18 protein-coding genes are annotated in these 24,103 nt (G+C 62.5%); 4 read left to right on the top strand and 14 right to left on the bottom strand.

Annotated features, from left to right (window positions below; genetic code table 11):
- Nucleotides 1-10: 10 nt before the first annotated feature.
- From secA to EWM57_RS01195, 6 genes are all read right to left on the bottom strand, one after another.
- Entirely contained in the window at nucleotides 11-3,412 is a 3,402-nt protein-coding gene (secA, locus tag EWM57_RS01170) for a preprotein translocase subunit SecA (protein ID WP_129919300.1), read from the bottom strand.
- Between the two features lie 318 nt (nucleotides 3,413-3,730).
- Nucleotides 3,731-4,912, bottom strand: coding sequence for a UDP-galactopyranose mutase (gene glf, locus EWM57_RS01175; protein WP_129919301.1), 1,182 nt, complete (start codon nucleotides 4,910-4,912; stop codon nucleotides 3,731-3,733).
- Between the two features lie 87 nt (nucleotides 4,913-4,999).
- Nucleotides 5,000-6,229 carry a glycosyltransferase family 1 protein gene (locus tag EWM57_RS01180; protein WP_207218258.1) on the bottom strand — a complete coding sequence of 410 codons (1,230 nt, stop codon included), beginning with the start codon at nucleotides 6,227-6,229 and terminating at the stop codon, nucleotides 5,000-5,002.
- A gap of 205 nt (nucleotides 6,230-6,434) precedes the next feature.
- Nucleotides 6,435-6,953, bottom strand: a complete 519-nt coding sequence (locus tag EWM57_RS01185) for a GNAT family N-acetyltransferase (protein ID WP_129919302.1) — start codon at nucleotides 6,951-6,953, stop codon at nucleotides 6,435-6,437.
- 71 nt (nucleotides 6,954-7,024) lie between these two features.
- Nucleotides 7,025-7,831 carry a diaminopimelate epimerase gene (gene dapF, locus EWM57_RS01190; protein WP_165370372.1) on the bottom strand — a complete coding sequence of 269 codons (807 nt, stop codon included), beginning with the start codon at nucleotides 7,829-7,831 and terminating at the stop codon, nucleotides 7,025-7,027.
- 57 nt (nucleotides 7,832-7,888) lie between these two features.
- Nucleotides 7,889-8,365, bottom strand: a complete 477-nt coding sequence (locus tag EWM57_RS01195; protein ID WP_129919304.1) for a DinB family protein — start codon at nucleotides 8,363-8,365, stop codon at nucleotides 7,889-7,891.
- A gap of 135 nt (nucleotides 8,366-8,500) precedes the next feature.
- Here EWM57_RS01195 and EWM57_RS01200 point away from each other — a divergent pair, with 135 nt between their 5' ends.
- The 3 genes from EWM57_RS01200 to EWM57_RS01210 all read left to right on the top strand — a co-directional run bounded on the left by EWM57_RS01200 (nucleotide 8,501) and on the right by EWM57_RS01210 (nucleotide 11,594).
- Entirely contained in the window at nucleotides 8,501-9,382 is an 882-nt protein-coding gene (locus tag EWM57_RS01200) for a class I SAM-dependent methyltransferase (RefSeq protein ID WP_129919305.1), read from the top strand.
- Nucleotides 9,383-9,494: 112 nt separating this feature from the next.
- The gene (locus EWM57_RS01205; protein WP_129919306.1) at nucleotides 9,495-10,442 is read left to right on the top strand and encodes a Ppx/GppA phosphatase family protein; all 948 of its coding nucleotides are present in this window, start codon (nucleotides 9,495-9,497) and stop codon (nucleotides 10,440-10,442) included.
- Nucleotides 10,443-10,526: 84 nt separating this feature from the next.
- Entirely contained in the window at nucleotides 10,527-11,594 is a 1,068-nt protein-coding gene (locus EWM57_RS01210) for an Ldh family oxidoreductase (protein ID WP_129919307.1), read from the top strand.
- Nucleotides 11,595-11,669: 75 nt separating this feature from the next.
- Here EWM57_RS01210 and EWM57_RS01215 read toward each other — a convergent pair whose 3' ends face one another.
- Nucleotides 11,670-12,497 carry a murein L,D-transpeptidase catalytic domain family protein gene (locus tag EWM57_RS01215; protein ID WP_129919308.1) on the bottom strand — a complete coding sequence of 276 codons (828 nt, stop codon included), beginning with the start codon at nucleotides 12,495-12,497 and terminating at the stop codon, nucleotides 11,670-11,672.
- 286 nt (nucleotides 12,498-12,783) lie between these two features.
- On the opposite strand from EWM57_RS01215, the gene EWM57_RS01220 reads away from it, so the two are divergent.
- Entirely contained in the window at nucleotides 12,784-15,162 is a 2,379-nt protein-coding gene (locus tag EWM57_RS01220) for an alpha-amylase family glycosyl hydrolase (RefSeq protein ID WP_129919309.1), read from the top strand.
- Between the two features lie 158 nt (nucleotides 15,163-15,320).
- Here EWM57_RS01220 and EWM57_RS01225 read toward each other — a convergent pair whose 3' ends face one another.
- The 7 genes from EWM57_RS01225 to EWM57_RS01250 form a co-directional block, all read right to left on the bottom strand.
- On the bottom strand, nucleotides 15,321-16,160 hold the full coding sequence (locus EWM57_RS01225) for a murein L,D-transpeptidase catalytic domain family protein (RefSeq protein ID WP_129919310.1): 840 nt from the start codon (nucleotides 16,158-16,160) through the stop codon (nucleotides 15,321-15,323).
- Nucleotides 16,161-16,265: 105 nt separating this feature from the next.
- The gene (locus tag EWM57_RS01230; RefSeq protein ID WP_242509943.1) at nucleotides 16,266-18,566 is read right to left on the bottom strand and encodes a TonB-dependent receptor; all 2,301 of its coding nucleotides are present in this window, start codon (nucleotides 18,564-18,566) and stop codon (nucleotides 16,266-16,268) included.
- A gap of 95 nt (nucleotides 18,567-18,661) precedes the next feature.
- A complete protein-coding gene (locus tag EWM57_RS21040; RefSeq protein WP_165370373.1) occupies nucleotides 18,662-18,829 on the bottom strand; it encodes a hypothetical protein in 168 nt (55 codons plus the stop codon).
- A gap of 178 nt (nucleotides 18,830-19,007) precedes the next feature.
- The gene (locus EWM57_RS01235; protein ID WP_129919311.1) at nucleotides 19,008-19,394 is read right to left on the bottom strand and encodes a hypothetical protein; all 387 of its coding nucleotides are present in this window, start codon (nucleotides 19,392-19,394) and stop codon (nucleotides 19,008-19,010) included.
- A gap of 23 nt (nucleotides 19,395-19,417) precedes the next feature.
- A complete protein-coding gene (locus tag EWM57_RS01240; RefSeq protein WP_242509944.1) occupies nucleotides 19,418-20,095 on the bottom strand; it encodes a HupE/UreJ family protein in 678 nt (225 codons plus the stop codon).
- 18 nt (nucleotides 20,096-20,113) lie between these two features.
- Nucleotides 20,114-21,439: a tetratricopeptide repeat protein gene (locus EWM57_RS01245; protein ID WP_129919312.1), complete on the bottom strand. Its 1,326-nt coding sequence runs from the start codon at nucleotides 21,437-21,439 to the stop codon at nucleotides 20,114-20,116.
- 160 nt (nucleotides 21,440-21,599) lie between these two features.
- The gene (locus EWM57_RS01250; RefSeq protein WP_129919313.1) at nucleotides 21,600-23,705 is read right to left on the bottom strand and encodes a DUF4331 family protein; all 2,106 of its coding nucleotides are present in this window, start codon (nucleotides 23,703-23,705) and stop codon (nucleotides 21,600-21,602) included.
- Between the last annotated feature and the right edge of the window lie 398 nt (nucleotides 23,706-24,103).

A 24,103-nucleotide genomic window follows, 5' to 3' on the forward strand; every position in this document is an offset into this window, starting at 1 on the left:
GAAACCGACTTTAGTCGATAATCGTGCAGCGGTTGTGGGCGAGGTCTTCTTCCACGCTCTTGTACTTCACGTCGCGCACGATGCGGCCGTCCATGTACTGCACGCTCACCTTCTCATTGCGGTTGGCGACTTTCTGGCTGCGCGCGGGCTGCTGCTTTTCCAGCACCGGCGTGGGCTCGGGACCCATATCCTCAGGGCCGGCACCCAACGATACCGACGAGACTTCCTTCTCAGCCTTGAGCTTGGGAGCCGGGGCCGCCTTGGGCAGTTCGTCTTCGATGTAGTACTCCACCTCCTCGGCGTGGCCGGGCTGCTGGTTCATGGGCACGTCGGCCTTGAAGAGGAACGAAACCGTTTCCTCGTTCACCTTGCCAATCATGAGCTTGAAGAGCTCAAACGACTCAAACTTATACACCAGCAGCGGGTCTTTCTGCTCGTACACCGCGTTTTGCACCACCTGCTTGAGGTCGTCCATCTGGCGCAGGTGCTGGGTCCAGGCCGTGTCGATGACGGACAGCACCACCACTTTCTCCATACCGCGGATGGCCTCGTGGCCGCCGTTGGCCTGGGCCTTGCGCAGGTTGGCCACGGCCGTTACCTGCTTGCGGCCGTCGGTAAACGGAATGGCAATGTTCTCGTAGGGGGCGTTGTTCGAAAGCAGGTCGTTGACCAGTGGCAGGGTGTTGCCGGCAATGTGGTCGTTCTTGCTGTGGTAATAGCCCAGGGCCTCGTCGTAAAGCTTCTGGCTGAGTTGAGCGGCAGGCAGGGCGCTGAACTGTTGCTGGGTCAGGTGGGTGTCGTAGCCGAAGACGCGGATGATGGCCAGCCGGAAGCTTTCGAAGTCGTTGGTGACTTTGTGGTTGGCCACAATGTCGTCGCAGACGTCGTAGATCATGTTCCAGATATCCAGCTCCAGACGCTCCCCAAACAGGGCGTTGCGGCGGCGCTTGTACACCACCTCGCGCTGGGCGTTCATCACGTCGTCGTACTCGAGCAGGCGCTTGCGGGTGCCGAAGTTGTTTTCCTCCACCTTTTTCTGAGCCCGCTCAATGGAGCTCGTGATCATGGAGTGCTGAATCACTTCGCCCTCTTCCAGACCCATGCGGTCCATGAGCTTGGCAATGCGGTCGGAGCCGAACAGACGCATCAGGTTGTCCTCGAGGCTCACGAAGAACTGCGAAGAACCCGGGTCGCCCTGGCGGCCGGCGCGGCCCCGCAGCTGGCGGTCGACGCGGCGTGATTCGTGGCGCTCGGTGCCGATGATGGCCAGGCCCCCGGCTTCGCGGGAGGTTTCGCGCAGCTTGATGTCGGTACCACGGCCGGCCATGTTGGTGGCAATGGTCACGGTGCCGGGGTAGCCAGCGGCGGCCACAATCTCGGCTTCACGCTGGTTCTGCTTGGCGTTCAGCACCTGGTGGTTAATGCCCTTGAATTTGAGCATGCGGCTCACCAGCTCCGAAATTTCCACCGAGGTGGTACCCACCAGCACCGGGCGGCCGGCTTTCACCAGCTCCTGGATTTCGTCGGCCACGGCGTTGTACTTCTCGCGCACGGTTTTGTAGACCTTGTCGTGCTCGTCTTTGCGGGCAATGCCGCGGTTGGTCGGAATCACGACCACGTCGAGCTTGTAGATTTCCCAGAACTCGCCGGCCTCGGTTTCGGCCGTACCCGTCATGCCGCCCAGCTTGTGGTACATGCGGAAGTAGTTCTGGAGCGTCACAGTGGCGTAGGTCTGCGTCGCGTCTTCCACGCGCACGTTTTCCTTGGCCTCAATAGCCTGGTGCAGGCCATCGGAGTAGCGGCGACCTTCCATCACGCGGCCGGTCTGCTCGTCCACGATTTTCACCTTGCCGTCCTCAGTCAGGATGTACTGGTCGTCCTTTTCGAAGAGCGTGTAGGCTTTGAGCAGCTGGTTCACGGTGTGTACCCGCTCCGACTTCTCGTTGTAGTCGGCCATGAGCTGCTCCTTCTGGTGGAGCTTGTCTTCGGTACCGAGGGCTTTGTTGTTTTCGATGGCCGCAATTTCCATCCCGATGTCGGGCATGATAAACAGGTGCGGGTCTTCGCCCTGGGCCGTAATCAGGTCGATGCCTTTCTCGGTCAGCTCGATCTGGTTGTTCTTCTCGTCGATGGTGAAAAACAGCGGCATGTCGGCCTCCGGCATCTGGCGGGAGTTGTCGGCCATGTAGTGGTTTTCCACCTTCTGCAGCACGGCCCGGATACCGGTTTCCGACAGAAACTTGATCAGGGGCTTGCTTTTGGGCAGGCCGCGGTAGGCGCGGAACAGCATCAGGCCGCCGTCACCTTCCTTGGGGCCGTCCTTGCCCTCAGCAATGAGCTTGCGGGCCTGGACGAGGTAGTTTTGCACGAGCTTTTTCTGCTCGTCCACGAGGCGCTGAATGCGGGGCTTGAGCTGGTAGAACTCGTGCACGTCGCCGCGGGGCACGGGGCCGGAAATGATAAGCGGGGTCCGGGCGTCGTCAATCAGCACGGAGTCCACTTCGTCGACCATGGCGTAGTGGTGCTTGCGCTGCACGAGCTCTTCCGTTTCGCGCGCCATGTTGTCGCGCAGGTAGTCGAAGCCGAACTCGTTGTTGGTGCCGTAGGTCACGTCGGCCGCGTAGGCCTTGCGGCGGGCGTCGGTGTTGGGCTGGTGCTTGTCGATGCAGTCGACGGTGATGCCGTGGAATTCGAACAGGGGCGCGTTCCACTCCGAGTCACGCTTGGCCAAGTAGTCGTTGACCGTTACCAAATGCACGCCGCGCTTGGCCAGGGCATTGAGGAAGGCGGGCAGGGTCGAAACGAGGGTTTTGCCTTCCCCGGTGGCCATCTCCGAAATCTTGCCCTGGTGCAGCACCACGCCGCCAATCAGCTGCACGTCGTAGTGCACCATATCCCAGGTGATTTCGGCGCCGGCCGCGGTCCACTTGTTGCTCCACGTAGCCTGGTCGCCGCTGATGGTCACGTTGCCCTTGCGGGTCGCAATTTCGCGGTCGAAATCGGTGGCCGTCACCACCAGCTGACCATTCTCCTTGTAGCGGCGGGCCGTTTCCTTCACAATGGCGAAGGTGGCGGGCAGCACTTGCAGCAAGACCACTTCCAGCTCCTTATTGCGCTGTTTTTCCAGCTCGTCGATCTGGTCGAAGACCTTTTCCTTTTGGGTGATGTCGAGGTTGGGGTCGGCGCTGATGCGCTGGTGCAGGCCGGCAATCTGGTCGTCGATACCCTTCAGGTGGGCGTCGATGCGGCCGCGGACTTCATCCGTGCGCTGGCGGAGCTGGTCGTCGGAGAGCTGTGCCAGTTTGGCATATTCAGCGTTGATAAGCGCTACATACGGGATAATCTCCTTCAAGTCCCGGTCCGATTTGGTACCGAAAAGCTTGGCGACGGTCTTCCCAAAGAAATCTAACATACTGGTCTTTTTAAGCTGAAACGCCGGGGCGTACCTCAAATTTAAGGCGTTTTTCGGGAATTCCCCGACCAAAGCGCCCGCCATTCATCGCCCCGACCTCCGAAACGACGAAACCCCGTACCTCAAAGAGTGTGCGGGGTTTGCCAGGAGTGCATTGTTGTCAGGCGCAGCCGGCAGGTGCCGTTGCCAGCAAAGCCCAGCCTTCCGGCCCGGGCAGTGCGCCCGGGCCCGTATAGCAACAAGCCCCGCCATTGGTGCACGGCGGGGCTTGATAGATCAGGACAGTGCTTTGGGTTTGGCCAAGCCCGCGCCCGGGAACTACTCCTTCTGCGGAGCCCGGCTCACGAGCTTTTCAACCAAGGAAGCTGAGCCGCTGATGGCGGGCTTTTTGGCCAGCAGAGCCTCCTCCGACTTTTCAGTGAGCTTTTTGTAGAGCGTCAGGGCCTGGGCTACTACCTGGTCCATGTTGTAGTACTTGTAGGTCGCCAGGCGGCCTACGAAGTGCACGTTCGGCGTTTCATCGGCCAGCTTCTTGTACTTGTTGTACAGCTCGGCGTTTTCGAGGCGCGGAATGGGGTAATACGGGTCGCCCTCGGCTTTAGGGTACTCATACACCACGCTGGTTTTGGGGTGCTGCTGACCGGTCAGGGCCTTGAACTCCGTGATGCGGGTGTAGAGGTGCTCGTTGGGGTAGTTCACAACCGGGGCGGCCAGGAACTTCTCCACGTTCAGCGTTTCGTGCTTGAACTCCAGGGAGCGGTAAGGCAGCTTCCCAAACTTGAAGTCGAAATACTCATCGACGGGACCCGTGAAGATGATTTCCTTGAACGGAATGAAATCGATGATTTCATGGTAATCCGTGTTCAGCATCACCTTGATGTTGGGGTGGTTGAGCATGTTCTCAAACATCCGGGTGTAGCCGTGCAGGGGCATGGCTTGGTAGGTGTCGGTGAAGTACCGGTCGTCGCGGTTGGTGCGGGTGGGTACGCGGCTCGTCACCGACTTATCCAGCTCCGAGGGGTCCATTCCCCACTGCTTGCGGGTGTAATTCTTGAAAAACTTCTCGTACAACTCCCGGCCCACTTTACTCACCACCACGTCTTCCGACGTTTTGATGACCGGAATTTCCTCGGCCAACGACTCCAGAAACTGCTCTACCTCGAAGCTGTTCAGCGAGAGGCCGTAGAGCTTGTTGATGGTATCCAGGTTAATGGGCATCGGCACCATCTGTCCATCGACGGAGGCCAGCACGCGGTGCTCATAGGGGCGCCAATCGGTGAAGTTGGACAGGTACTCGAATACGTCCTTCGAGTTGGTGTGGAAGATATGGGGGCCGTATTTGTGCACCAGCACGCCCTCCTCATTGTAATGGTCGTAGGCGTTGCCCGCAATATGGTTGCGCTTATCGATGATAAGCACTTTTTTGTTTGAACGGGTGGCAAGGCGCTCGGCCAGAACACTGCCGGCAAAGCCGGCCCCAACGATGAGATAATCAAACATAGCGAAGCGGGTCTTGGTGGAAAGAATGCGGTGTGGAAGGAATAATACGGGCAATACGAAAGGGGTACGAGTGCAGTTAGGTCGAGCTTAGGCCTTGGCCTTCAGGCGCTGCTGCATCAGCTCCACCATACGTTGCCAGGTCAAATCCCAGGAAATGGTTGCCAGGTACTCATCGGTGCGGGTGCGCCAGTTAGTATCCTGGGTTTGGTGCAGGGCCGTACCAATAGCTTGGCCGAACTCGTCGGCCGTGGAGGCAATCTGCACCAGGTTCAATTCGCCGTAAGGGCGTACCACGTCCCGAATCGGAGTACTCACCACGGGTTTACCGGCCGCGAGATATTCGGGCGTTTTGGTGGGTGAGATAAACTTCGTGCTTTCGTTGTCGGCGAACAGCAGCGTGGCTACATCCCAACCGCATAAATATGCCGGGAGTTCCTTGTATTCTTTACCGCCCAGATAATGGATGTTGGCCGTGCGCGGCAGGTCGGCCGGATCAATCTTGACCACGGGCCCGATGATGACGAACTGCCATTCGGGATGGGCGGCGGCCAGTTCCCCGAGCAGGGCAATGTCCAACCGCTCATCAACCACTCCAAAAAACCCAACCCGTGGGTGGGCAATGCCGGCCTGGTCGGCCGGCTCCGCAAGCTTGGTCCGCGCCTGCCCAAAGTGGTCTTTATCGATGCTGCTGGGGAAGGCGTGGGCATCGTGGTGCTGCAGGCTTTTGGCCTCGTACAGGCTCTGGCCGCCCGTAAACACCAGGTCCGCCTTCTGAAACAGCTCCTGCTCCAACTCGCGCAGCTTCGGCGGCGCAAACTTGAAGGCCGCCAGCTCGTCCATGCAGTCGTACACGGTGAGCACGGGGTGCAGGTGGCGCGACTTGCTGAGCGCCATCGGGGTATAATACCAAAAAAGGTATTTGCTTATATTATTCTCGGCGAAATAAGCCGTGAGCAGCTTGGCCTGCAGCGCGTCGGACTGCTCCTCGGAGAGGCCGACCGGCAGGTGAGCAACCAGCACCTTGACGCCGTTCTGGCGCTCTTTTACTTCGAAATGCGCAAAGCTTTCTTCGGTCTGGTCGTGGTGCAAAAAGGGCTCCTCCACGTAGAAAACGCGGCCGTGCTGGGCGAAGCGCGACAACAGGTGCTGGGGACGCTGCCAGACAAAGTCCCAGTGCAGGTGGGCAAAGCACACCAGGTCGGGCAGGGAGTACGTAAAATCAGAACCAGATACGGCGGATTTAGCGGCGGAAGATGGGGCAGTGAGGTTGTTGACGGAGGTGCGCGGGGCAGCCTCCGCTGCAGTTGAGGGCGGCATAGAAAGAAGCTGGGAAGAAAAGGTTGGGCCGCGAAAACCCGAAATTGCTCCCTGTGCTTTTCCGCGGCTTACTCTTATACGTTACCGCCCGAAAAAAGGATACCGCCCGCGGCCCGCACCAGCCAGCCCCGCTTTTCGGAGCTCAACGCTACTGCTCAGCTGCTTACGCCTGACCCCGGCTAACGTGTTCTGCCTCATCTTGCTGCTACGCCAGCAAGTATTGCATTTCGACGGCGTGCTGCCAGAGATTTTCTTGCCGCAGCCAGTCGCGACGCACGCCCACGCGCCGAAAACCCGCCTGCCGGAACAGCCGCAGGCTGGCGCGGTTGTCGGCCGCCACGGTGCAGTAGAGCTGGTGCAGGCGCAGGGTACGGCGGGCGTAGGGTAGCAGCAGCAGCAGGGCCGCCTGAGCGAAGCCCCGGCGCCGCTCGGCGGCCAGCACCGTGATGCCCACACCGGCCCGCTGGTGCAGGGGCTCGAAGTCGAACAGATCGAGCGTGCCCACGGGCCGGGCATCAGCGGCGGCGCAAATTATGAGGCGCAGCTGGCGCACTTCGTGAAAATCGGCGGTGGCGTGCTCGAGGTACTGTCGCAAGGCGTGGCGCGACACCGGCGCCAGCGTGTCCGAAACGCCCCAGATAGAAGGATCATTTTCCAGCGCGTAGAGAAACTCCAAGTCGGAGGGCTCGAGGGCACGCAGAAAAACCGGACCGGACTGCAGCAAGGGACGAAACGAATTATAAGTGGTCAGACAACGCGCGGCAACTCCAAGCCGGCCCCCCAGCCGCTGCGGGATTAGGTCAGGGAAGGTACGTCAATCTGCCCGCCGAACACGCGCACAGCCGGCCCGCTCAGGTACACCTGGGTAAAGGAGCCGTCGGGCTGGGTTTGGAAAGCCACCTGCAGGTCGCCGCCGGGGGTGCGCAAACGCACCGGGCTGGTAGCGCCCCGCCGGGACGCGGCCAGCGCCACGGCCGTCACGCCGGTGCCGCAGGACAAGGTTTCATCTTCCACGCCCCGCTCGTAGGTGCGCACCTGCCAGGGCTGGTCGTCGGCCACCGGGCCTTCCACAAAGTTGACGTTGGTACCTTTCTCGCGAAACCGCTCACTGTTGCGCAACAGGCGGCCTTCGGCAAACACGTTGAGCTCGGCCAGGGTGCTGGCGGGCAGAAACCGGACGAGGTGGGGCGAGCCGGTATCCAGAAATACACCCATCTCGTCGATTTCCTGCTGCCCCAGCACGTCCTGCATGCGCAGATGCACGATGTTGTCGGCGTCGACGTGCGCCTCGTGGGGGCCGTCGGCGGCCAGGAAGTGGGCCCGGTCCTGCATCACGCCCAAGTGGCGGGCAAAGGCCACGGTGCAGCGGCCGCCGTTGCCGCACATCGAGCCTACGTAGCCGTCGGCGTTGAAGTACACCATCTCAAAGTCGTAGCTGGGGTGGTTGCGCAGCAAAATCAGGCCGTCGGCGCCGATGCCCCGGCGCCGGTCGCAGAGGTGGCGCACGAGGCGGTAGTCGGTGGTGTCGAACTGCTGGGCGCGGTCATCGAGCATCACGAAGTCGTTGCCGGTACCCTGGTACTTATGGAAGGTGAGCGTCATGGTCATAAAGTATACAAAGATGGCAGGAAACCCCGGGAAGCCAGCCGCGGGGCTGCGCTACTCCCCCCCTGCTTTGCGCAGCAAGGCAATCTGACCGGCGTGGTAGAGGTTGTGCTGGGCCAGTCCGTGCAACAACACGTAGCGGGTCACATCCGTGCCCGGCGCCCCTACTGTCTGCTCCAGCTCCTCGTCGGTCAGGGTCGGCAGCTGGGTCAGCAGGCGGCTCTGCGCCTGAACCAACGCCTGCCGGGCCTGCTCCCAGGCTGCCGCGGTGGCAGCTTCGGGCACAGCGGGCCAATCCAGCGCGTCAGGCACAGGAACTTCCAGCCCGGTAACTACCCGCTCATGCACCACGTTTATCCAGGTGGTCAGGTGCAACACCAACTCCCAGATGCTGTGCGCCCCAGGTATCGGCCGCCGGGCCGCCCGAACGGCGTCCACCCCGCGCAGCGTTGTGAGCAGGCTGGGGCCCGACCACGTGTCGCCATCGAAGGCGCGGGTCAGCTGGTCGGTCAGGCGGGAAAGCTCGGTCATGGCGGGCGGCGGCAGGCAAACGCAGGGAAGATACGAACTCGGGCCGGCACCCGGGCACGGGGCCGCCGCAAAAGGGGATTCGGCGCGGATGCCCTACCTTTGACGGCCCGCCCGGCGGCGGCTTAGCTTTCTACTATGTACTCCTTTCTGACCACTGGCCCTTGGCCTGATTACGAGCTGATCGACTCGGGCAACTTCGAAAAGCTCGAGCGTTTTGGCCAGCACATCCTGGCCCGCCCCGAGCCCCAGGCCATCTGGGACCCACACCTGGCTGCGGCCGAGTGGGGCCGGGCCCACGCCACGTTTACCCGCGAAAAAGGCAGCCAGGAGCGCGGGCAATGGAAAATCAAGCCCGGCACGCCCGAGCAGTGGCTCATCAACTACGACCAGCACGGGCTGAAGCTGCGGTTTCGGCTGGGCATGTCGTCGTTTAAGCACGTGGGCCTGTTTCCCGAGCAGGACCCCAACTGGCAGTTTATCTACCAGCAAACCAAACAGCGCAAGGCCGCCACGCCGCGGGTGCTGAATTTGTTTGCCTACACCGGCGCGGCTACCCTGGCGGCTCGGGCCGGCGGCGCCGACGTGACCCACCTCGATTCGGTGAAGCAGGTCAACTTCTGGGCCCGCGACAACATGGAAGCCAGTGGCCTCGACGGGGTGCGCTGGCTGGTGGAAGACGCCATGAAGTACGTGAAGCGCGAAGTGAAGCGCGGCAGCAAGTACCAGGGCCTGATTCTGGACCCGCCCGCTTACGGCCGCGGCCCCAACGGCGAGAAGTGGCAGCTCGAAGACGAACTCAACGAGCTGCTCAAGCTCTGCAAGGAGCTGCTCGACCCCCAGGACCACTTTTTTCTTATCAATCTGTACTCGCTGGGCTTCTCGGCCCTGATTCTGGACAACCTGGTGACTGAAATCTTCCCCAAGAATCACGCTACCCGCGAAATCGGGGAAATCTATCTGCACGACTGGGGCCAGCGCAAGCTCCCGCTGGGCACGTTCTGCCGGTTTGCCACCTGAGTTTAGTTGTTAATTGTCAGTTGCTAGTTGTTCATTGTTAGGTCGTTCAAGAACTGGCAACGAACAACTAGCAACTGACAACGAACAACTGACAACTAATAACTAACAACCAATGCTGCACCACCGCCGCCTGGCCCTGATTGACATGGGCACCAACACGTTTCACCTGCTGATTGTGGAGCTGCCCGAGGCCCGGCACGCCGAGCCCCAGGTGCTGCTGCGTACCAAGGTGGGCGTCAAGCTCGGCGAGGGCGGTATCAGCAAGGGCGAAATTGCTCCCGAGGCCTACGCCCGGGCCCTGCACACGCTGGCCGCGTTTCAGGAGGAAATCGAGCTGCACCAGGTCACCGACGTGCGGGCCACGGCCACCAGCGCTGTGCGCAACGCCGCCAACGGCCCCGACCTAGTCAAGGATATCTTCGAGCAAACCGGCATCCGCGTCGACATCATCCCCGGGGCCCGGGAGGCGGAGCTGATTGCCAAGGGCGTGCGCCAGGCCGTGAACCTGGGTCAGGAGCCCCACCTGCTCATGGACATCGGTGGAGGCAGCGTGGAGTTTATCGTGGCCGAACAGCAAACCATCTTCTGGAAGCAAAGCTTTGAAATCGGGGCCCAACGCCTGCTGGACAAGTTTTTCCGCCACGACCCGCTCACGGCCGCCGACGTGCAGGATGAACAGGACTACCTGGCCCAGGTGCTGAGCCCGCTCACGGCGGCCATTCAGCATTTTCGCCCCCGGGCCCTGGTGGGCGCATCCGGCACTTTCGACACGCTCGGCGACCTGCAGGCGGCCCGCGACGGGGCCCCGCGCGGCACCAGCGTGCCCCCCGAAACGGCCATTCCGCTCGACAGCTTCTACCGGAGCTACGACGAGCTGCTCAGCACCACCCACGCCCAGCGCCTGCTTATGCCGGGCATGACGCCCCTGCGCGCCGACATGATTGTGGTGGCCTGCGTGCTGATTGACTTCGTGCTCAAAACCTACGACTTCGCCCACATCCGCGCCTCAGCCTACGCTTTGAAGGAAGGCCTGCTGTCGGAACTGCTGGGCGCGGAGTAGAACCTGCTGCGCCGTAGCGCCTAGCCGCCCGCGCCACCGCCACCGCCACCAGAAACGTTTTTTCTTTGCTTCCCTTCTCTGGTTATGACCAACACGTTTTCCTATAACCACCTGTTTGCCTTCACCGAGTCCGTGTTTCGCAGCATGGGCTGCCCCGAGGAAGATGCCACGCTGGCCACCGAAGTACTGCTTTCCGCTGATTTGCGCGGCATCGACTCCCACGGCGTGGCCCGCCTTGTGGGCTACGTGCGCCTCTGGGAAGCCGGCCGCATCAATGCCACGCCTCGGGTAGGCATCGTGCACGAGACGCCCAGCACGGCCGTCGTCGACGGCGACGGGGGCCTGGGCCTGGTAGTAGCCCCCAAGGCGATGGCAATTGCGTTGGAAAAAGCCCGACTGGTGGGCACAGGCTGGGTATCGGTGAAGAACTCCAACCACTTCGGCATTGCCGGCTACCACGCCATGAAGGCCCTGGCCCACGACATGATTGGCATGGCCATGACCAACGCCAGCCCGCTCGTGGCCCCTACTCACTCCCTCGACCGGCTGTTGGGTACCAACCCCATTGCCGTGGCCATTCCCGCTGGCGACCAGCCCGACTTCGTGGCCGACTTTGCCACTACCACGGCCGCCAACGGCAAGCTCGAAATTGCCCAGCGCAAGCAGAAGCCCGTGCCCGAAGGCTGGGTGCAGAACGCTGACGGCTCCGGCTCCACCGACGCCAACGCCGTCAAAAACGGCGGGGCCCTGCTCCCGCTCGGCGGCGACACCGGCTCCCACAAGGGCTACTGCCTGGGTAGCATCGTGGACATCTTCTCGGCGGTGCTGTCGGGAGCCAACTACGGGCCCTGGGTGCCGCCCTTCGTAGCCTTCCTGCAGCCCCCGGCCGACCCGGTGGGCCAGGGGCTGGGTCACTTCTTCGGGGCCATGCGCATCGATGCCTTCCGTCCCGCCGCCGAGTTCAAGGCCCACATGGACAACTGGATCAGTACCTTCCGCAACGCCCGGGCCGTGGAAGGGCAGCAGGTGCTGATTCCCGGCGACCCGGAGCGGGAAATGGCCGCCGTGCGCCTGCTCGACGGCATTCCCCTGCTCGACCCCGTGGTGAAAGACCTCGAAACCGTAGGCGCCAAATTCGGCCTGACGCTGTAGCGCAGCAGTCTACGTACATAAAAAAGCCCGTCTGCATCGTGCAGACGGGCTTTTTTATGTCACTAATAGCTGAGCCTAGCTGTTGTTGGCCAGCAGGGTATTCATGGCCACGTCCTGATTGAGGTATTTCGACGAATACGAAGCGTCGTTGCCATTCAAAAACAGGCAGGTGCCATTACCGACGGCGTCGATAATCTGGGCGTACTGGTCCATCGGCAAAGCCGGGCAGCCGAGGCTGCGGCCCAGGCGGCCGTACTGACGAATAAACTCCTCGCTCACGTAGTCGGCGCCGTGCATGACCACGGAGCGCATCATGGCGTTGGTGTTATAGCCCTCATCGACGCCCTGCAGCTTCAGGGAACGGCCGTGCTTGCCGTTGTACTCGCTTTGGGTCACGTAAAAGCCCAGACTGCTCATGTTCGACTCGTTCTCGTTAGAGAAGTTGGTCGCCACGTTCTCGCCCGAGTTGTGTCCGTGGGCCACCAGGGTGTGGAAAACCACCTGCTTGCTGGCCAAATCCAGCACCCACAGGCGCTTTTCGGTCGAGGGCAGGTCGAAGTCAATAACGGTCAGCAGTTTTTTGTCGCCCAGCTTGCCTTCTTTCTCCAAGTTGAGGTAGCCGGTCATGGCTTTCTCAAACACGGAGTAGTTGAGGCCCTGCTGCTCCACCTTCAGGTCGCGGTACAGATCGTGCAGCTCCTGGTCGAAGAAAGCGGCCTGCATGGCCTTGGGCGAAGGCATTTTGGCTGGTACATCCGTAGCGTGCGCCAGCGACTTGCTGACGGGCGAAGCCATGGGCGTCGCGAGAAACAAGGCGGCCACGAAGGGCAGTACCCGGCGCGTCAGCACGCGACGAGCCCGGATTTTAAGACGCTTCCGCTTGGTTACACTCGGCTTTTCCATTTACTCAGGTGTTTCAGTTGTAAAAAAGGCCTCCCAAACTCCGCAAGCCCCAACAAACGCACATACGCAAATCAGCGGCATTCCGATGCATTCGTTCGGGCCGCAATTCATTCAACATCATCAATATTCAATTAATTCCCTCAATGCGCTAAGCGGAGGAAGCCAAAGGAAAAATTTCGGCATTGTATAAATAATATCATATTCCTAAATATCTTACAACCCGAAAATATTACGCAAGTAATTTTTCCTTCCCGCGCCTTTTTCCAACCCAAATTCCCACGTACGAATGCAAAACTCTACTCGCCGGCCCAGCCGTTGGCTGCTGGCTGCCCTTGCCCTGTTCCTGACCATGACCAACAGCCCGGTCCGCGCCCAGAAAGTGGTGCTGCAGGGCTTCTGGTGGGACTATTGGAACACGAATTACCCCAATGGCTGGGCCAACTACCTGGCCGACCTGGCCCCGCGCCTGAAGACGATGGGCGTGGATGCCGTCTGGCTGCCACCATCCATCAAAAACGCCAACCAGGGCAACGGCTACTCCCCGTTTGACAACTACGACCTCGGCGACAAGTACCAGAAGGGCTTTGTCGGGACGCGCCTGGGCACCAAGGACGAGCTGCTGCGGGCCGTAGCCATTCTGCACGCCAACGGCATTGAGGTGGTGCAGGACGTGGTGCTCAATCACAACGACGGGGCGGGCTCAGCCAACGGCTCGGGCGGGCAGGATCCGGCGGCCTGGGAAGACGGCACCACGAGCAAGTACAAAAATTTCCGCTACGTGAGCTACGCCACCCCGGCCACCGACGAGACGGCGGCCAACTATCTGGCCCGCAGCGGACGATTTTCCAAGAACTGGGAAAACTTCAACCCCAACCAGGGCAACAACTCCACTTCCGGCGACTGGAACGCGGTGTATTTCGGGCCCGATGTGAGCTACTACCCCGGCTCCTACGGGCAAAGCTCCAACGCCACGTTTAACCCGGCTCAGAGCAGTGACTACATGCGCAACAACGCCCGCAACTGGCTGGTCTGGTACAAAAAGCAGGAAGGCTTCGACGGGGTGCGCCTCGACGCGGTGAAGCACTTCCCCGACTTCGCCACCGAAGATTTTCTCTACAACCTGCAAAGCAACGCCGGCTGGGCCAGCGGCAGCGCCACCATGTTTGCCGTGGGCGAATGGGTGGGCTCGGCGGGGCAGATGGACGGCTGGGTGAGCAACGTGCAAAACCGCGCCGGCACCTTCGACTTCTCCCTGCGCAACGGCCTCTACAGCATCGTCAGCGGGGGCGGCAACTTCGACCTGGGCACCTTGCCCGGCTACCAGCAGGGTACCCGGGTGGTGCTCATCAACGGGCAGTACGTGCACCGCACCGTGCCGTTTGTCAACAACCACGACACGTTCCGGCCCCAGGTCAGCGCCGCCGGCGACTACACCGGCTGGAACTCGGGCTCGGAGCTGGCTCCCCACATCGACCCGTTTGATCCGCGCCTGTCGGCTACCTACGCCGCGGCCCTGGCCCTGGACGGCTCGCCCCAGATTTTCTTCGAGGACCTGTTCAATATCGGCAGCACCGGCAAGCGGTATTCGCACAGCCCCAAAAGCACCGTGGACCTGCCCACCCGCGGCGACCTGGAAAACCTGATCTGGTGCCACCAAAACCTGCACTTCAAGGACGGCGCTTACAAAGTCCGCTGGCAGGCCGCCGACCACCTCGTGATTGAGCGCAGCACCAAGGCCATCATCGGCATCAACGACAACTACTCCACCTGGCAAAACAGCGTCGTGAGCACGGACTTCGCCCCGGGCACCGTGCTCAAGGACTACTCCGGCGCCAACGGCACGGCCACCGTCACGGTGAGCAGCTCCCAGACCGTGGCCATCAACACGCCGCCCTGCAACGGCACGGCCGCCGGTGGGCGCCGCGGTTACTCGGTGTGGGCCCCCACGGGCATCGGCACCAACTACACCCGCGCCGCCATGAGCACGACCCAGGAATGGGAGCTGGCCGACGACCTCGGCGACAAAGACACCCGCTCGTTGCAGCAGGGTGGGCAGTTGCCCGCCGCCTCCACGGCTTTACGTACCGCCGGCCGCATCTACTCCGACGCCAACAAATCAATCACTTACAGCCTGTTTCCGACCGACGCCACCCGTAGCCTCACGGTGGCGCTGTATAACAACGCCGGTACGCTGGTGAGCTCCCAGACCGGCACCGGCAACCTGACCGGCACCTACACGCCCACCACCGCCGGCTGGATTACGCTCAAGGCCAAGAACGCCTCGACGGCCAACCCTGCCCAGCGCGCCTTTGTGAAAGCCACCTACACCGCGCCCACCGTGGTCAGCGGCTCGATGACGGCCCGCGAGGTGACGGCCACCACGCCGCCCGCCGCGGCCACTGCTGCTGCCGACAAAGCCGAGCTGGCCGTGTATCCAAACCCCACGGCTTCGGACCGCATCGAGCTGACGCTGAAAACCAGCCGGGAGCAAACCGTATCCCTGCGCCTGTTTGACCTGACGGGCCGCCTTGTGCACGAGCAAGCGCTGAAAACCTACCCCGGCGCCAACCAGCTCCGGCTGGCCGTGACCAAAGTCCTGCCCGCAGGTGTCTACCAGCTGACGGTGCCCGAGCTGGGCCTCAGCCAGAAGCTGGCGCTGCGCTAACCGATAGTCTGCCAGAAAAAAGCCTCCCCGGTTTCGGGGAGGTTTTTTTTATATGAGCTACTCATGTCGGCGGGTTGTAACAATTCTGTCTGCAACAATTTAAAATGTTACTGGAAGAAATGTTACAACCCGCCCGTGTTCTGGCGCCTGGCACCGACTCAGCGCCAGCCCCGGGCGGCGAAGGCCCGGCCGGCGGCAGCCCCGTCGAGCCAGCGAGATTCCAGCGCCGAGCCGCTCAGCAGCAGGCAGGCACCCTCACCCACCGCCCCGATAATGGCTTTGTACTGCTCGGGCGGCAACGCCGGGCAGCCCCGGCTGTAGCCCAGCTGCCCGTGCTGCTGCACGTACTGCGCGCCGGCGTAGTCGGCGGCGTGCAGCACGATGTAACGGTCCTGGGCATTGCTGTTCTGCCCAGCATCGAGGCCCCGCAAGCGGCGGGAGAGGCCGTGAATGCCGTCGTAGGTGTCCTGGGTGCGGTAGAAGCCCAGGGCCGTGCACGCCGACTTGATGCGGTTGGAAAAGCGGCGGGCCAGCAGCTTGCCCGAGCCGCGCCCGTGGGCCACGTAGCTGTGGTGCAGCACCCGGCCGGCCCGCAAGTCCACGACCCAGAGCCGCCGCCGATTCGAGGGTAGCTCCATATCGGCCACGGCGAGCACGCCCGGGCGGCGCACCCGGCCCTGCTCCCGCAGCGTGAGGTAGCCCACGCAGGCCCGCTCCCACACGGCTGGGCGCAGGTCAGCCGCCGCTGGCCCCAGGGCCGCGCGCAACTCCGTAATCTGCTGCCGCAAGGCGGCGGGCACGGCCGGGACCGGAGTTAGCGGGGGCGGCGTTAGGGAATCAAGAGCCGCGGGGGCGGGCGCGGCCGCGCACAGCGTCTGGGCGGGCACCGCCGCTACCCGCTGTCGGGGCGGCTCGGCCGACTGGCAGCCGGTTAGCAGTGCCAGCGCCAGCAGCGTGGTCAGCTTGTTTTCCCTTACCCGGACTGGAGTGAATTTCATCGACAAAGTAGCCGGCGTAACTCCGGCGCTGGTCTAAAGTACGCCTTCTGGCCACAACGACCGGAAAAAAGCAGGAATTCTGCGGCCGATGGGCCAGGCGGGCGCTTAAAAAAACACGCTGGCGTTGAGCTTCAGGAAAAAGGGCGTACCGGGCGTGAAGTGCAACTCATCGACGGAAGAACCCAGCGGCTCGGTGGGCAGGCGGGTTTCGGTGGCAAACTGGGCCTGGTTCCACTCCACGTTGAGCAGGTTCTCGACTGTGGCCCCCACCTGAAAGCGGGATTTGGTATAATTCACCACCGCGTCGAGCAGAAAGTAGCCCCGGGCCGTGATACTGCCGTCGTCGTTGGCGGGCCGGTCGTCGATGTAGCGGTAGCGCAGGCTGGCATTCAGCCCGCCGGGGCGCTTGAGCGTGAGCCCGCCGGTACTGGTAAAGCTCGGCGCCAGCGGAATGTAGTTGGCCCCGGCGGGCGCGCCTACCTGTCGGCCGTGGTTGTAGTTCAGGTCCGCGTCGGCAAACAAGGCCTTGGTCAGCTGGTAGCGCACCGACACGTCGAGGCCGAAGCGGCGGGTGGGACCGGCGCTTTCCACCTCGCCCGCATCCCCGATGTAGACCAGCTCGTCCTGTAGGTGCAGGGCCCACAGCGCCGCATTCACTACCAGGCTCGGCCGGGGCTTGAACGTACTGCCCACCTCGTAGCCGATGGCCCGGGGCAGGGCGTTGTCGGCGCGGGTGCTGCGGATGACGCCGCGGGCATCGTTGGAGTGGAAGCCGAAGCCGGAGCGGGCAAACAGCTGCACGGCGGGCGTGAGCTGGTAGTAGGCGTTGAGCTTCGGCGACACCCGGGCCCGGGTTTTGCGGCCCCGCAGCGGGGTCAGCGCGGCCGCCGTGGTGTCGTAGAGCTGCCCGCGGAAGTCGAAGGTGAACACGTCGAGCCGGACCGAGCCGTTCAGCGTCAGGCGTTCGGTGAGGTTCAGCGTCTCGTCGAGGTAGGCGTTCAGGTTCCGCTCGTAGAGCCGGCCGTTGGTGATAGTGCCCAGCCGCGTGTCGCGGCGCACGGTGTGAAACAGGCCCAGCGTGGAAAAGTCGTTGCGGGTACCCGCGCCCAGCGTCGAGTGCAGGCCGCGCCCGCCGAGTTGCGCGTCCCGGTCGTAAGTGGCGGTATAGCCCAGCAGGTGCCGGTCGTCGGTCTGGTGAATCTCGTCGCCATTGACCGGGTCCTGGAGGTAGAACGTGAAGTTGGAGTACAGGCTGAAATCGTACTTCGAGTAGTACACCTGCTGGCGCAGCACCGCGTCGTGGGGCAGGCCGGTGGTGAGCACCGCCGAGGCGTTGGTACGGCTCGTGCTGCCGCCCTCGGTGGGGTCGATGCTGCCGTAGCGCGAAATCAAGCCTTCACGCACGCCCCGCTCCGGAATCTGGCCGCTGGCATCCCAACGGGAAGTGAAGTGGGAGCCCAGCACCATTAGGGAGGTGCGCTCGGAGAGTTGGCCGGTGTACTTGGCCAGGCCGTTGAAGCGGTTGAAATGCTGCTTCTGGTCGAAGTAGGAGTTGGTGAAGTTGTACTCGGCCGCCAGATAAGCGCTTTCGGGCTTTTTACTCAACAAATGCCGGTCGTTGTGCCCCAGCAAATCGAGCAGCACCAGGGCCCGGCGGGTATCGAACTGGCCCAGCTCCAGCTTCACTTGGCTGTGCTCGAGGCTGGTCTTGGTGGTAAACTCCCCGGCCCCGGCCGTGGCAAAATCCCCGAAGCGCGCCGTGTATGGCCCTTTATAAACCCGCAGCTGGTCCACGGTTTCCGGAATCACGAAGTGAAAGTCGGCGTAGCCCTGGCCGTGGGCGTGGCTGACCATGTTCACCGGCAGCCCGTCGATACTCACGGCGAAGTCGGTGCCGTGGTCGCAGTCGAAGCCGCGCAGAAAAATCTGCTCGGCCTTGCCCCCGCCCGCGTGCTGGGCAATAAAGAGCCCCGGCACCAGCCGCAGCAGATCCTGGGCCGAGCTAACGGGCCGCAACACCTGGTCGATGTGGGAAATAGCGGCCAGCGACTGATTCACGTCCCGGGGCTGCGACACGGTGACTTCGCGCAGGCTCAGCGCCGCCGTGGGCAGGCTCAGGGAGATAGTGCGGGATTCACCGGCTTTGAGCAGCACGACCTGGGTGCGGGTGCCGTAGCCCAGGGCCGTGGCCTGCAGGGTGTAGGTGCCCGCGGGCAACCCACTGAAGCGGAAGTTACCCAGCGCGTCGGAGGCCGTGCCGCCGGGCTGCCCGAGCAGGCGCACGCCCACCCCCGGCAGCGGTTGTCCGGAAGCGGAGTCAGCCACGACGCCACGAATAACGCCGGCATTCTGGGCCAGCAGCGGCAGCGAACTGAGCGTCAGCAGAACCACGCATAACCAGCGCAACAGTGGTTGAAAACGCGTTGGGGCAACCTCAAAGCAGTTGGGGACAACGGCCGGCCGCGCCCAGACAGTGCGGATAGGAGAGCAGCATCTCATGGCTACCAACGCTTGGCCGAAGTGCGCACCGGCGTCCGGCGCTGGGTCAGCACCCGGGCGCGGTGCTCGGCCACGGTAGCGAGCTGGCGAACCTTATGCTCCTGCCGGGGCAGGGTACGATACGCAGTGGACGATGCGGTGGCCCAGGCAGCCGGGGCGGGCAGCGTCATAGGGGCAGCTTGCGTCGGGGTAGCCCGAGGCAGCTGAAAAGCAGTAAAGAAGGAGTTCATACGTCGGGAAAGTGCAGCGCGGACCAAGCCGCACAGCTGCAGGTAGCTTAGGATAAGACGAGCAGCGCGGAATTCTCAACGCGCTGGGTGGCGAACGGCAAAGCGGTTCACCGGCGGCTTATCCCCGACGGGGAGGGAAATCCAACCGGGTTCCGAATCCGGTTGCTAAGGGCTGCACCAACTCGGCTGCAACCAGGGGCAGGCGGCCGAAACGAGGGCGGGAAATAAGAATGGGCGTCGTTAGGCAGTGCAGATCAATGCCCTTGCTCATCGTGAGTAGCTGCTGCGAGGTGGGCGCTTTCTGCTGTTTGTCCAGGGCATGCTGGTCGCCGTTGCAGGTGCCGAAGCAGTCGAGGCGCAGGTAGTTCTGCTGCTGGCAGGCGTGGCTGTGCACGTAAGGGTGCGCAGCGGTATAGCGGGGTGCTTCGGGCCGGTTCACCAAGCCGGCGCCCACTACCAGCAGGTAGTTGCAGAGCAGCAGCAGAATGAGCCAGGAACGCAGCATTGGTGAATTGATTACGCTAAAAATCAGGCGAAGAAAACCCGCTCCACCGTCCAGTAGGCCGCCACCAGCCCGATGAGCACGGAAGCCGGCACCACCACGCGGCGCTTGTACCAGGGCTTGTCGGCAAACCAGCGGCCGATAAGCAGCCAGGCCAGCAGAATCACTGACACCTGGCCCAGCTCCACGCCCACGTTGAAGGAAATCAGGGACTCGAAAAACATGGACCGCGGCAGCCCCAGCGAGGTCAGGGCGCTGGCAAAGCCCAGGCCGTGAATTAACCCGAAGCCGAACACGATGGCCACCCGGAACGGATTGAGCCGGTCGGCGAAGATGTTTTCAATGGCTACGAACAGAATCGACAGCGCAATGACGGGCTCCACAATGGCCGCCGGCGGGTTGATGAAGCCGTACATGGCCAGCCCGAGCGTGATGGAGTGGGCAATGGTAAAGGCCGTGGCCTGCCACAGCACCGGTTTGAGCCGGGGTTCCAGAAAAAAGATGCTGAGCACGAACAGAATGTGGTCGAGGCCCAGGGGCAGAATGTGCGTGTAGCCGAGCTTGAGGTAGGTCCAGACGATGTCGGTGCGGGAAAGCTTACTCAGATCCACGTCCAGCACGTGGGCTGCGGCCAACTGCGGCAAGGCCAGCAGCAGCAGCGGCACCCAGTGGCGCCCGCGCAGCAAGGAGAAAACAGCTTTCATAGCAGCGGGAAAAGCGCGTTAGTTAACGGCCAGCAGCTTTTTACCTTCGTCGGCCAGGTCCATGCTCAGGTACGGGTTGGTAGCTAGGGCCTTGCGAATCAGGGCTTGACCCTCGGCGGCGCGGCCGTTTTTGGTGGCAATCAGGCCGGCCCGGCACAGCAGCGTCGGGTTCTGCGACTTGGTGCGCAAAGCTTTGGTGATGTAGGTTTCGGCATCCCGGTACTCACCGCGCTTGTAGTGCACCCAGGCCAGGGTCTCGTTCACGTCGATGTTATCGGGCCGCCGGTCGTATTCAAGCTTGGCGTGTTCCAGGGCTTTGTTCAGCTCGTTGGTTTTGAGGTAGGCATAGGCCAGCTCCCGGTCGGCGTAGTGGCCCATCTGCTCGTTGTCGTCGGCATTTTTGGCATCCGAGGCGAGCATGGCAATAGCTTCCTGAGCCATTTGCGCGGCCTTATCGGGCTCGTGGTTGAGACGGTAGAGGTCGGTGAGCTCATCGGCAAAAGCGTAGTCTTTCACCGTGGCGCGGGCCTTGCGGAAGTAGTCGATGGCGGCAGGATAGTTCTTACGCGCTTTTTCCACCCGGCCCAGCCCGGCCAGGGCGTAGGCGTAGTAGGGCCGCTCCAGCAAAGCCTGCCGGTACTGCTTTTCGGCCTGCAGCAGGTCGCCGGTGCTTTCGTAGAGGTGGCCCAGCGTGGTGCGGGCCCACTCGGTTTGCTCCAGCCCGGCATAACCGGCCTTGGTGGCCATGTCCATGGCTTCGATGGCGCCGGGGTAGTCGCCGTAAATCTCGCGCAGATACGACACGCGGGAGTAGGAGCGCAGATCGGGGCGCACCTGGTTCATCTTGTCGGCCATCTTCACGGCTTCGGCGTAGCGGCCCAGCTCCACGTTGGCATCGCAGAGCAGCCCGTACACGAAGGCGTTGTTGGGATTGATAGCCACGGCTTGCTCAGCTACGGCCAGCCCTTCGGAAAAGTGGTGCTGGGTCAAACTCAGCGAAGCCTTGCAGCACAGGGCCTCAAAGTTTTCGGGCTCCTGCCGCAGCACGCCGTCGAGCAGCTGCATGGCGGCCATGTCGTAGTAGGGATGGTCGCCGGTGACGCGGCCCTCCTGCATGTAGGCCTGGGCCAGCAGCAGCTTGGCTTTGTTGTCGTCGGGCTTAGCCCGCAGTTGGGCCAGCAGCCCGCCAATGGCATTTTTGGTGTTGAGCCACTCCCCTCCCAGCGCCAGGTCGCCGTGGCGTTCCTTGAGGGTCGGAATGGGCTCGGGCTGGCGGAAGAAGAACAGGGCCGCCACGGCCGTTGCAAAGCTCAGCACCAGAATCGGGTAGAGGTATTTACGCAAAGCGGTTGGTTCTGAAAGGTGGGAAAAAGGGGCCGGCCTGCGCCGGCCCCGACGTTTCCAAAAAAAGACAGCCGGACTCACCCGGGCCCGGCTATCAATCTACCACTCTATCGGTACGGCCCCAAAAGAAAGCCTTTGCGGCCGTACCGACGGGTTATGGTTAGTTGGTATGCACAAGCTTGATGGACTGCAGCACCGTTTCGCCCGACTTAACGGTTGCAATGTAGGTACCGGCGGCCAGGGTCGGCACGTTCCAGACGAAATCATAGGCGCCGGCGCGGTGTTCCTTGTTGTTGATGAGCGTGGCCACCTTACGACCCATCATGTCCGATACCACCAGCGTCACGGGACCTTTCGCCGCTACCTCGTAGTGGAACGTGGTCTTGCTGGTGAAGGGATTCGGGAAGTTTTGGGCTACCTCAACCGGCGAAGTCGACATGTTCAGACCCGAGCCAGTGCGCTGGGCCAGGGCCACGCGCTGAGCCTTGGTGCCGCTCCACGGCGTCTGCATGTAGGGGAAGGTCGATTTGAAGGTCGTGTCGTTGGCTTCAATCCCGGTGCGGAAGCCCAGGTTGCCGGCCAGACCGGGCGTGTTGGCTTCGTAGGGCAGGCCAATGGCAGCCAGCACTACGCCACCTACGGCTTGCAGCTCGATGCGGGTCACGTCGTCTTCCAGACGGCGGCCGTTGGGGAAGCCGTCCATGTTCGGAATGAATTCCAGGTTGGCGTTGGTGTTGTAGGGCGCCTGGGTCAGACCCAGCACTGCCGCGGCCAGCAGGCCTTCCGAGCTAAACAGCGGGGAGTTACGGGGCGTCGCGGGCACGGCCATGTTCAGGCGGAGCATGTCACCACCCACGCCGGCAGCAGCGGCGGGGTTATCCACCAGCGGCATGAAGTTGTTGATAAACGGCTTGCCGGGCGTCAGAGGCTGCCCGGCGGTTTTGCCGGTGGCCAGCTGGTAGGGCGGCAGGTTAGGCACCCCGGTGTGGAAGATGGGTAGAATGTCGACCGAGCGGGGCTTGGCCGCGCGCAGCAGATACTCGCCGTAGCCTCCATCAGCCACTTTGGCGAAGGCCGTACCGGCCACCGCCGCCGCCGGGGCGCTCAGCAGGGCCGATACCCCGCCTTTGCCGTTGGCAAAGTCAAACGTGTTGAGCGAGTTGCGCTGAATCCGCAGGGCATTCAGGCCGGGAACGGCGGCGCCGAAGTAGCCCGTGCCCTCGGCCATGTACAGGCCCAGTTCGGGGTTGGAGAGGTAGTCTTCCGTGGCGGCCACTTCCGTGTAGGGAGTTACGGCGTTCCAGCGGTCCTTGGCCCCAATGGGGTTGATAACCTCGTTGAGCAGGGGCATGCCGATGCGCGACACCTGCACGTAGTTGCCGCTGTGGGTCTGGGTGCCGTCCACGTTCAGGGTGCGCAGGGCGGGCCGGCTGGCCGAGGCCCACACCCCAATGATATAGTTCGAATCGAGGATGTTGGCGGCCTGCGCCCCGGTTTTACCGTCCTTTTGCAGAATGGCAATGGGGAGCTGCATAGCAATGGTATGGGTATTTTTGCGGGCCAGGCCGTCGCGGGCCGCAGCGGCGCGGATACCACCCAGGTCGAAGATGCCACCCAGGTCGGCGAAGAACGGGTCATCCACGGGGCCGCAGAACACCCGGCCCGTGCCGCCACCAGCCGGAATCGTCTGGATGGCGCCGGTCATCAGCGTGTTGTAGTCGGCTGCTCCCAGGCCCGCCGGGCCCGAAATGGAGCGCGGCCCGATGTTGGTCGGGGGCACCACGCCGTTGGTTATCACGTTGGTAAAAGCCCCGCCGTTGCGGCTGACCTCCATCGTGTAAGTCGTTTTCAGGTTTTGCTTCGGACCCGCGCCGGCGTTACGGATGTTGAAGAACGTGGTAGGGTCTTCGTTGGTGCGGGTGAAGGTGAAGCGGTAGGTGATGTCATCCTGGTTCACGTTCGTCGCCGAGTTCTTGATGTGAATCTCGTAGCGCACGTTTTCCCCGAACGTGTTGTAGTTCGGTCCGCCCTGGGGCAGCTCCAGCGGAACATAGTTGGCGATGATGTTGATCATCTCCGAATTGACCGGGTCGCGGAAGGCGTACAGGTCGGTGTTGTCGGCCAACGGGTCGTCGGCAATAAGCGGGGCTTCCCGGTGGCTGGAGGCTTCCAGACGGGTGTTTTGTCCGCTCCAGACCAGGGCTCCGGCCACGGCGGTAGCCGCCAGCGACAAATGGAGAATCGGACGCGTAAATGTCTTCTTCATGATGAAATGAGTGGGAAAGTGGATAAAAAAAGGGCACGCGGACCAGCCCAAGAATTCGGGTGGCAAAAGCAGGAAAGCAACAGGTAGTGTGGCGGTAAGCGGAATAGAAGCGCCGGGGGCCGGCTGGAAGCACCCCCGGATAAGAAAAGCCGGTCCGGGGGCCGGAGGGGCTTAGTAAAGCGCAAGCAGCTTGCCGCTTGCTGATCCACATACGGACCATCTTCCTTTCCCGGATTCGCGGCAGTTGAACTTTTTTCAGAAAAATTTTAGGCCTGGCTTTGCATCCGGCCCGCCCCGGCAAGGCCTACCACGAGCGGCCGGCAATTCTTGGTTACTTTTGGCCCCCCAAAGCGGTTATGCCACTCGTATAGCTCAATCCGTTCTTTCACCTGCGCGCC

Origin of the sequence: Hymenobacter persicinus (assembly GCF_004167665.1) — a bacterium.
Classification (GTDB): domain Bacteria; phylum Bacteroidota; class Bacteroidia; order Cytophagales; family Hymenobacteraceae; genus Hymenobacter; species Hymenobacter persicinus.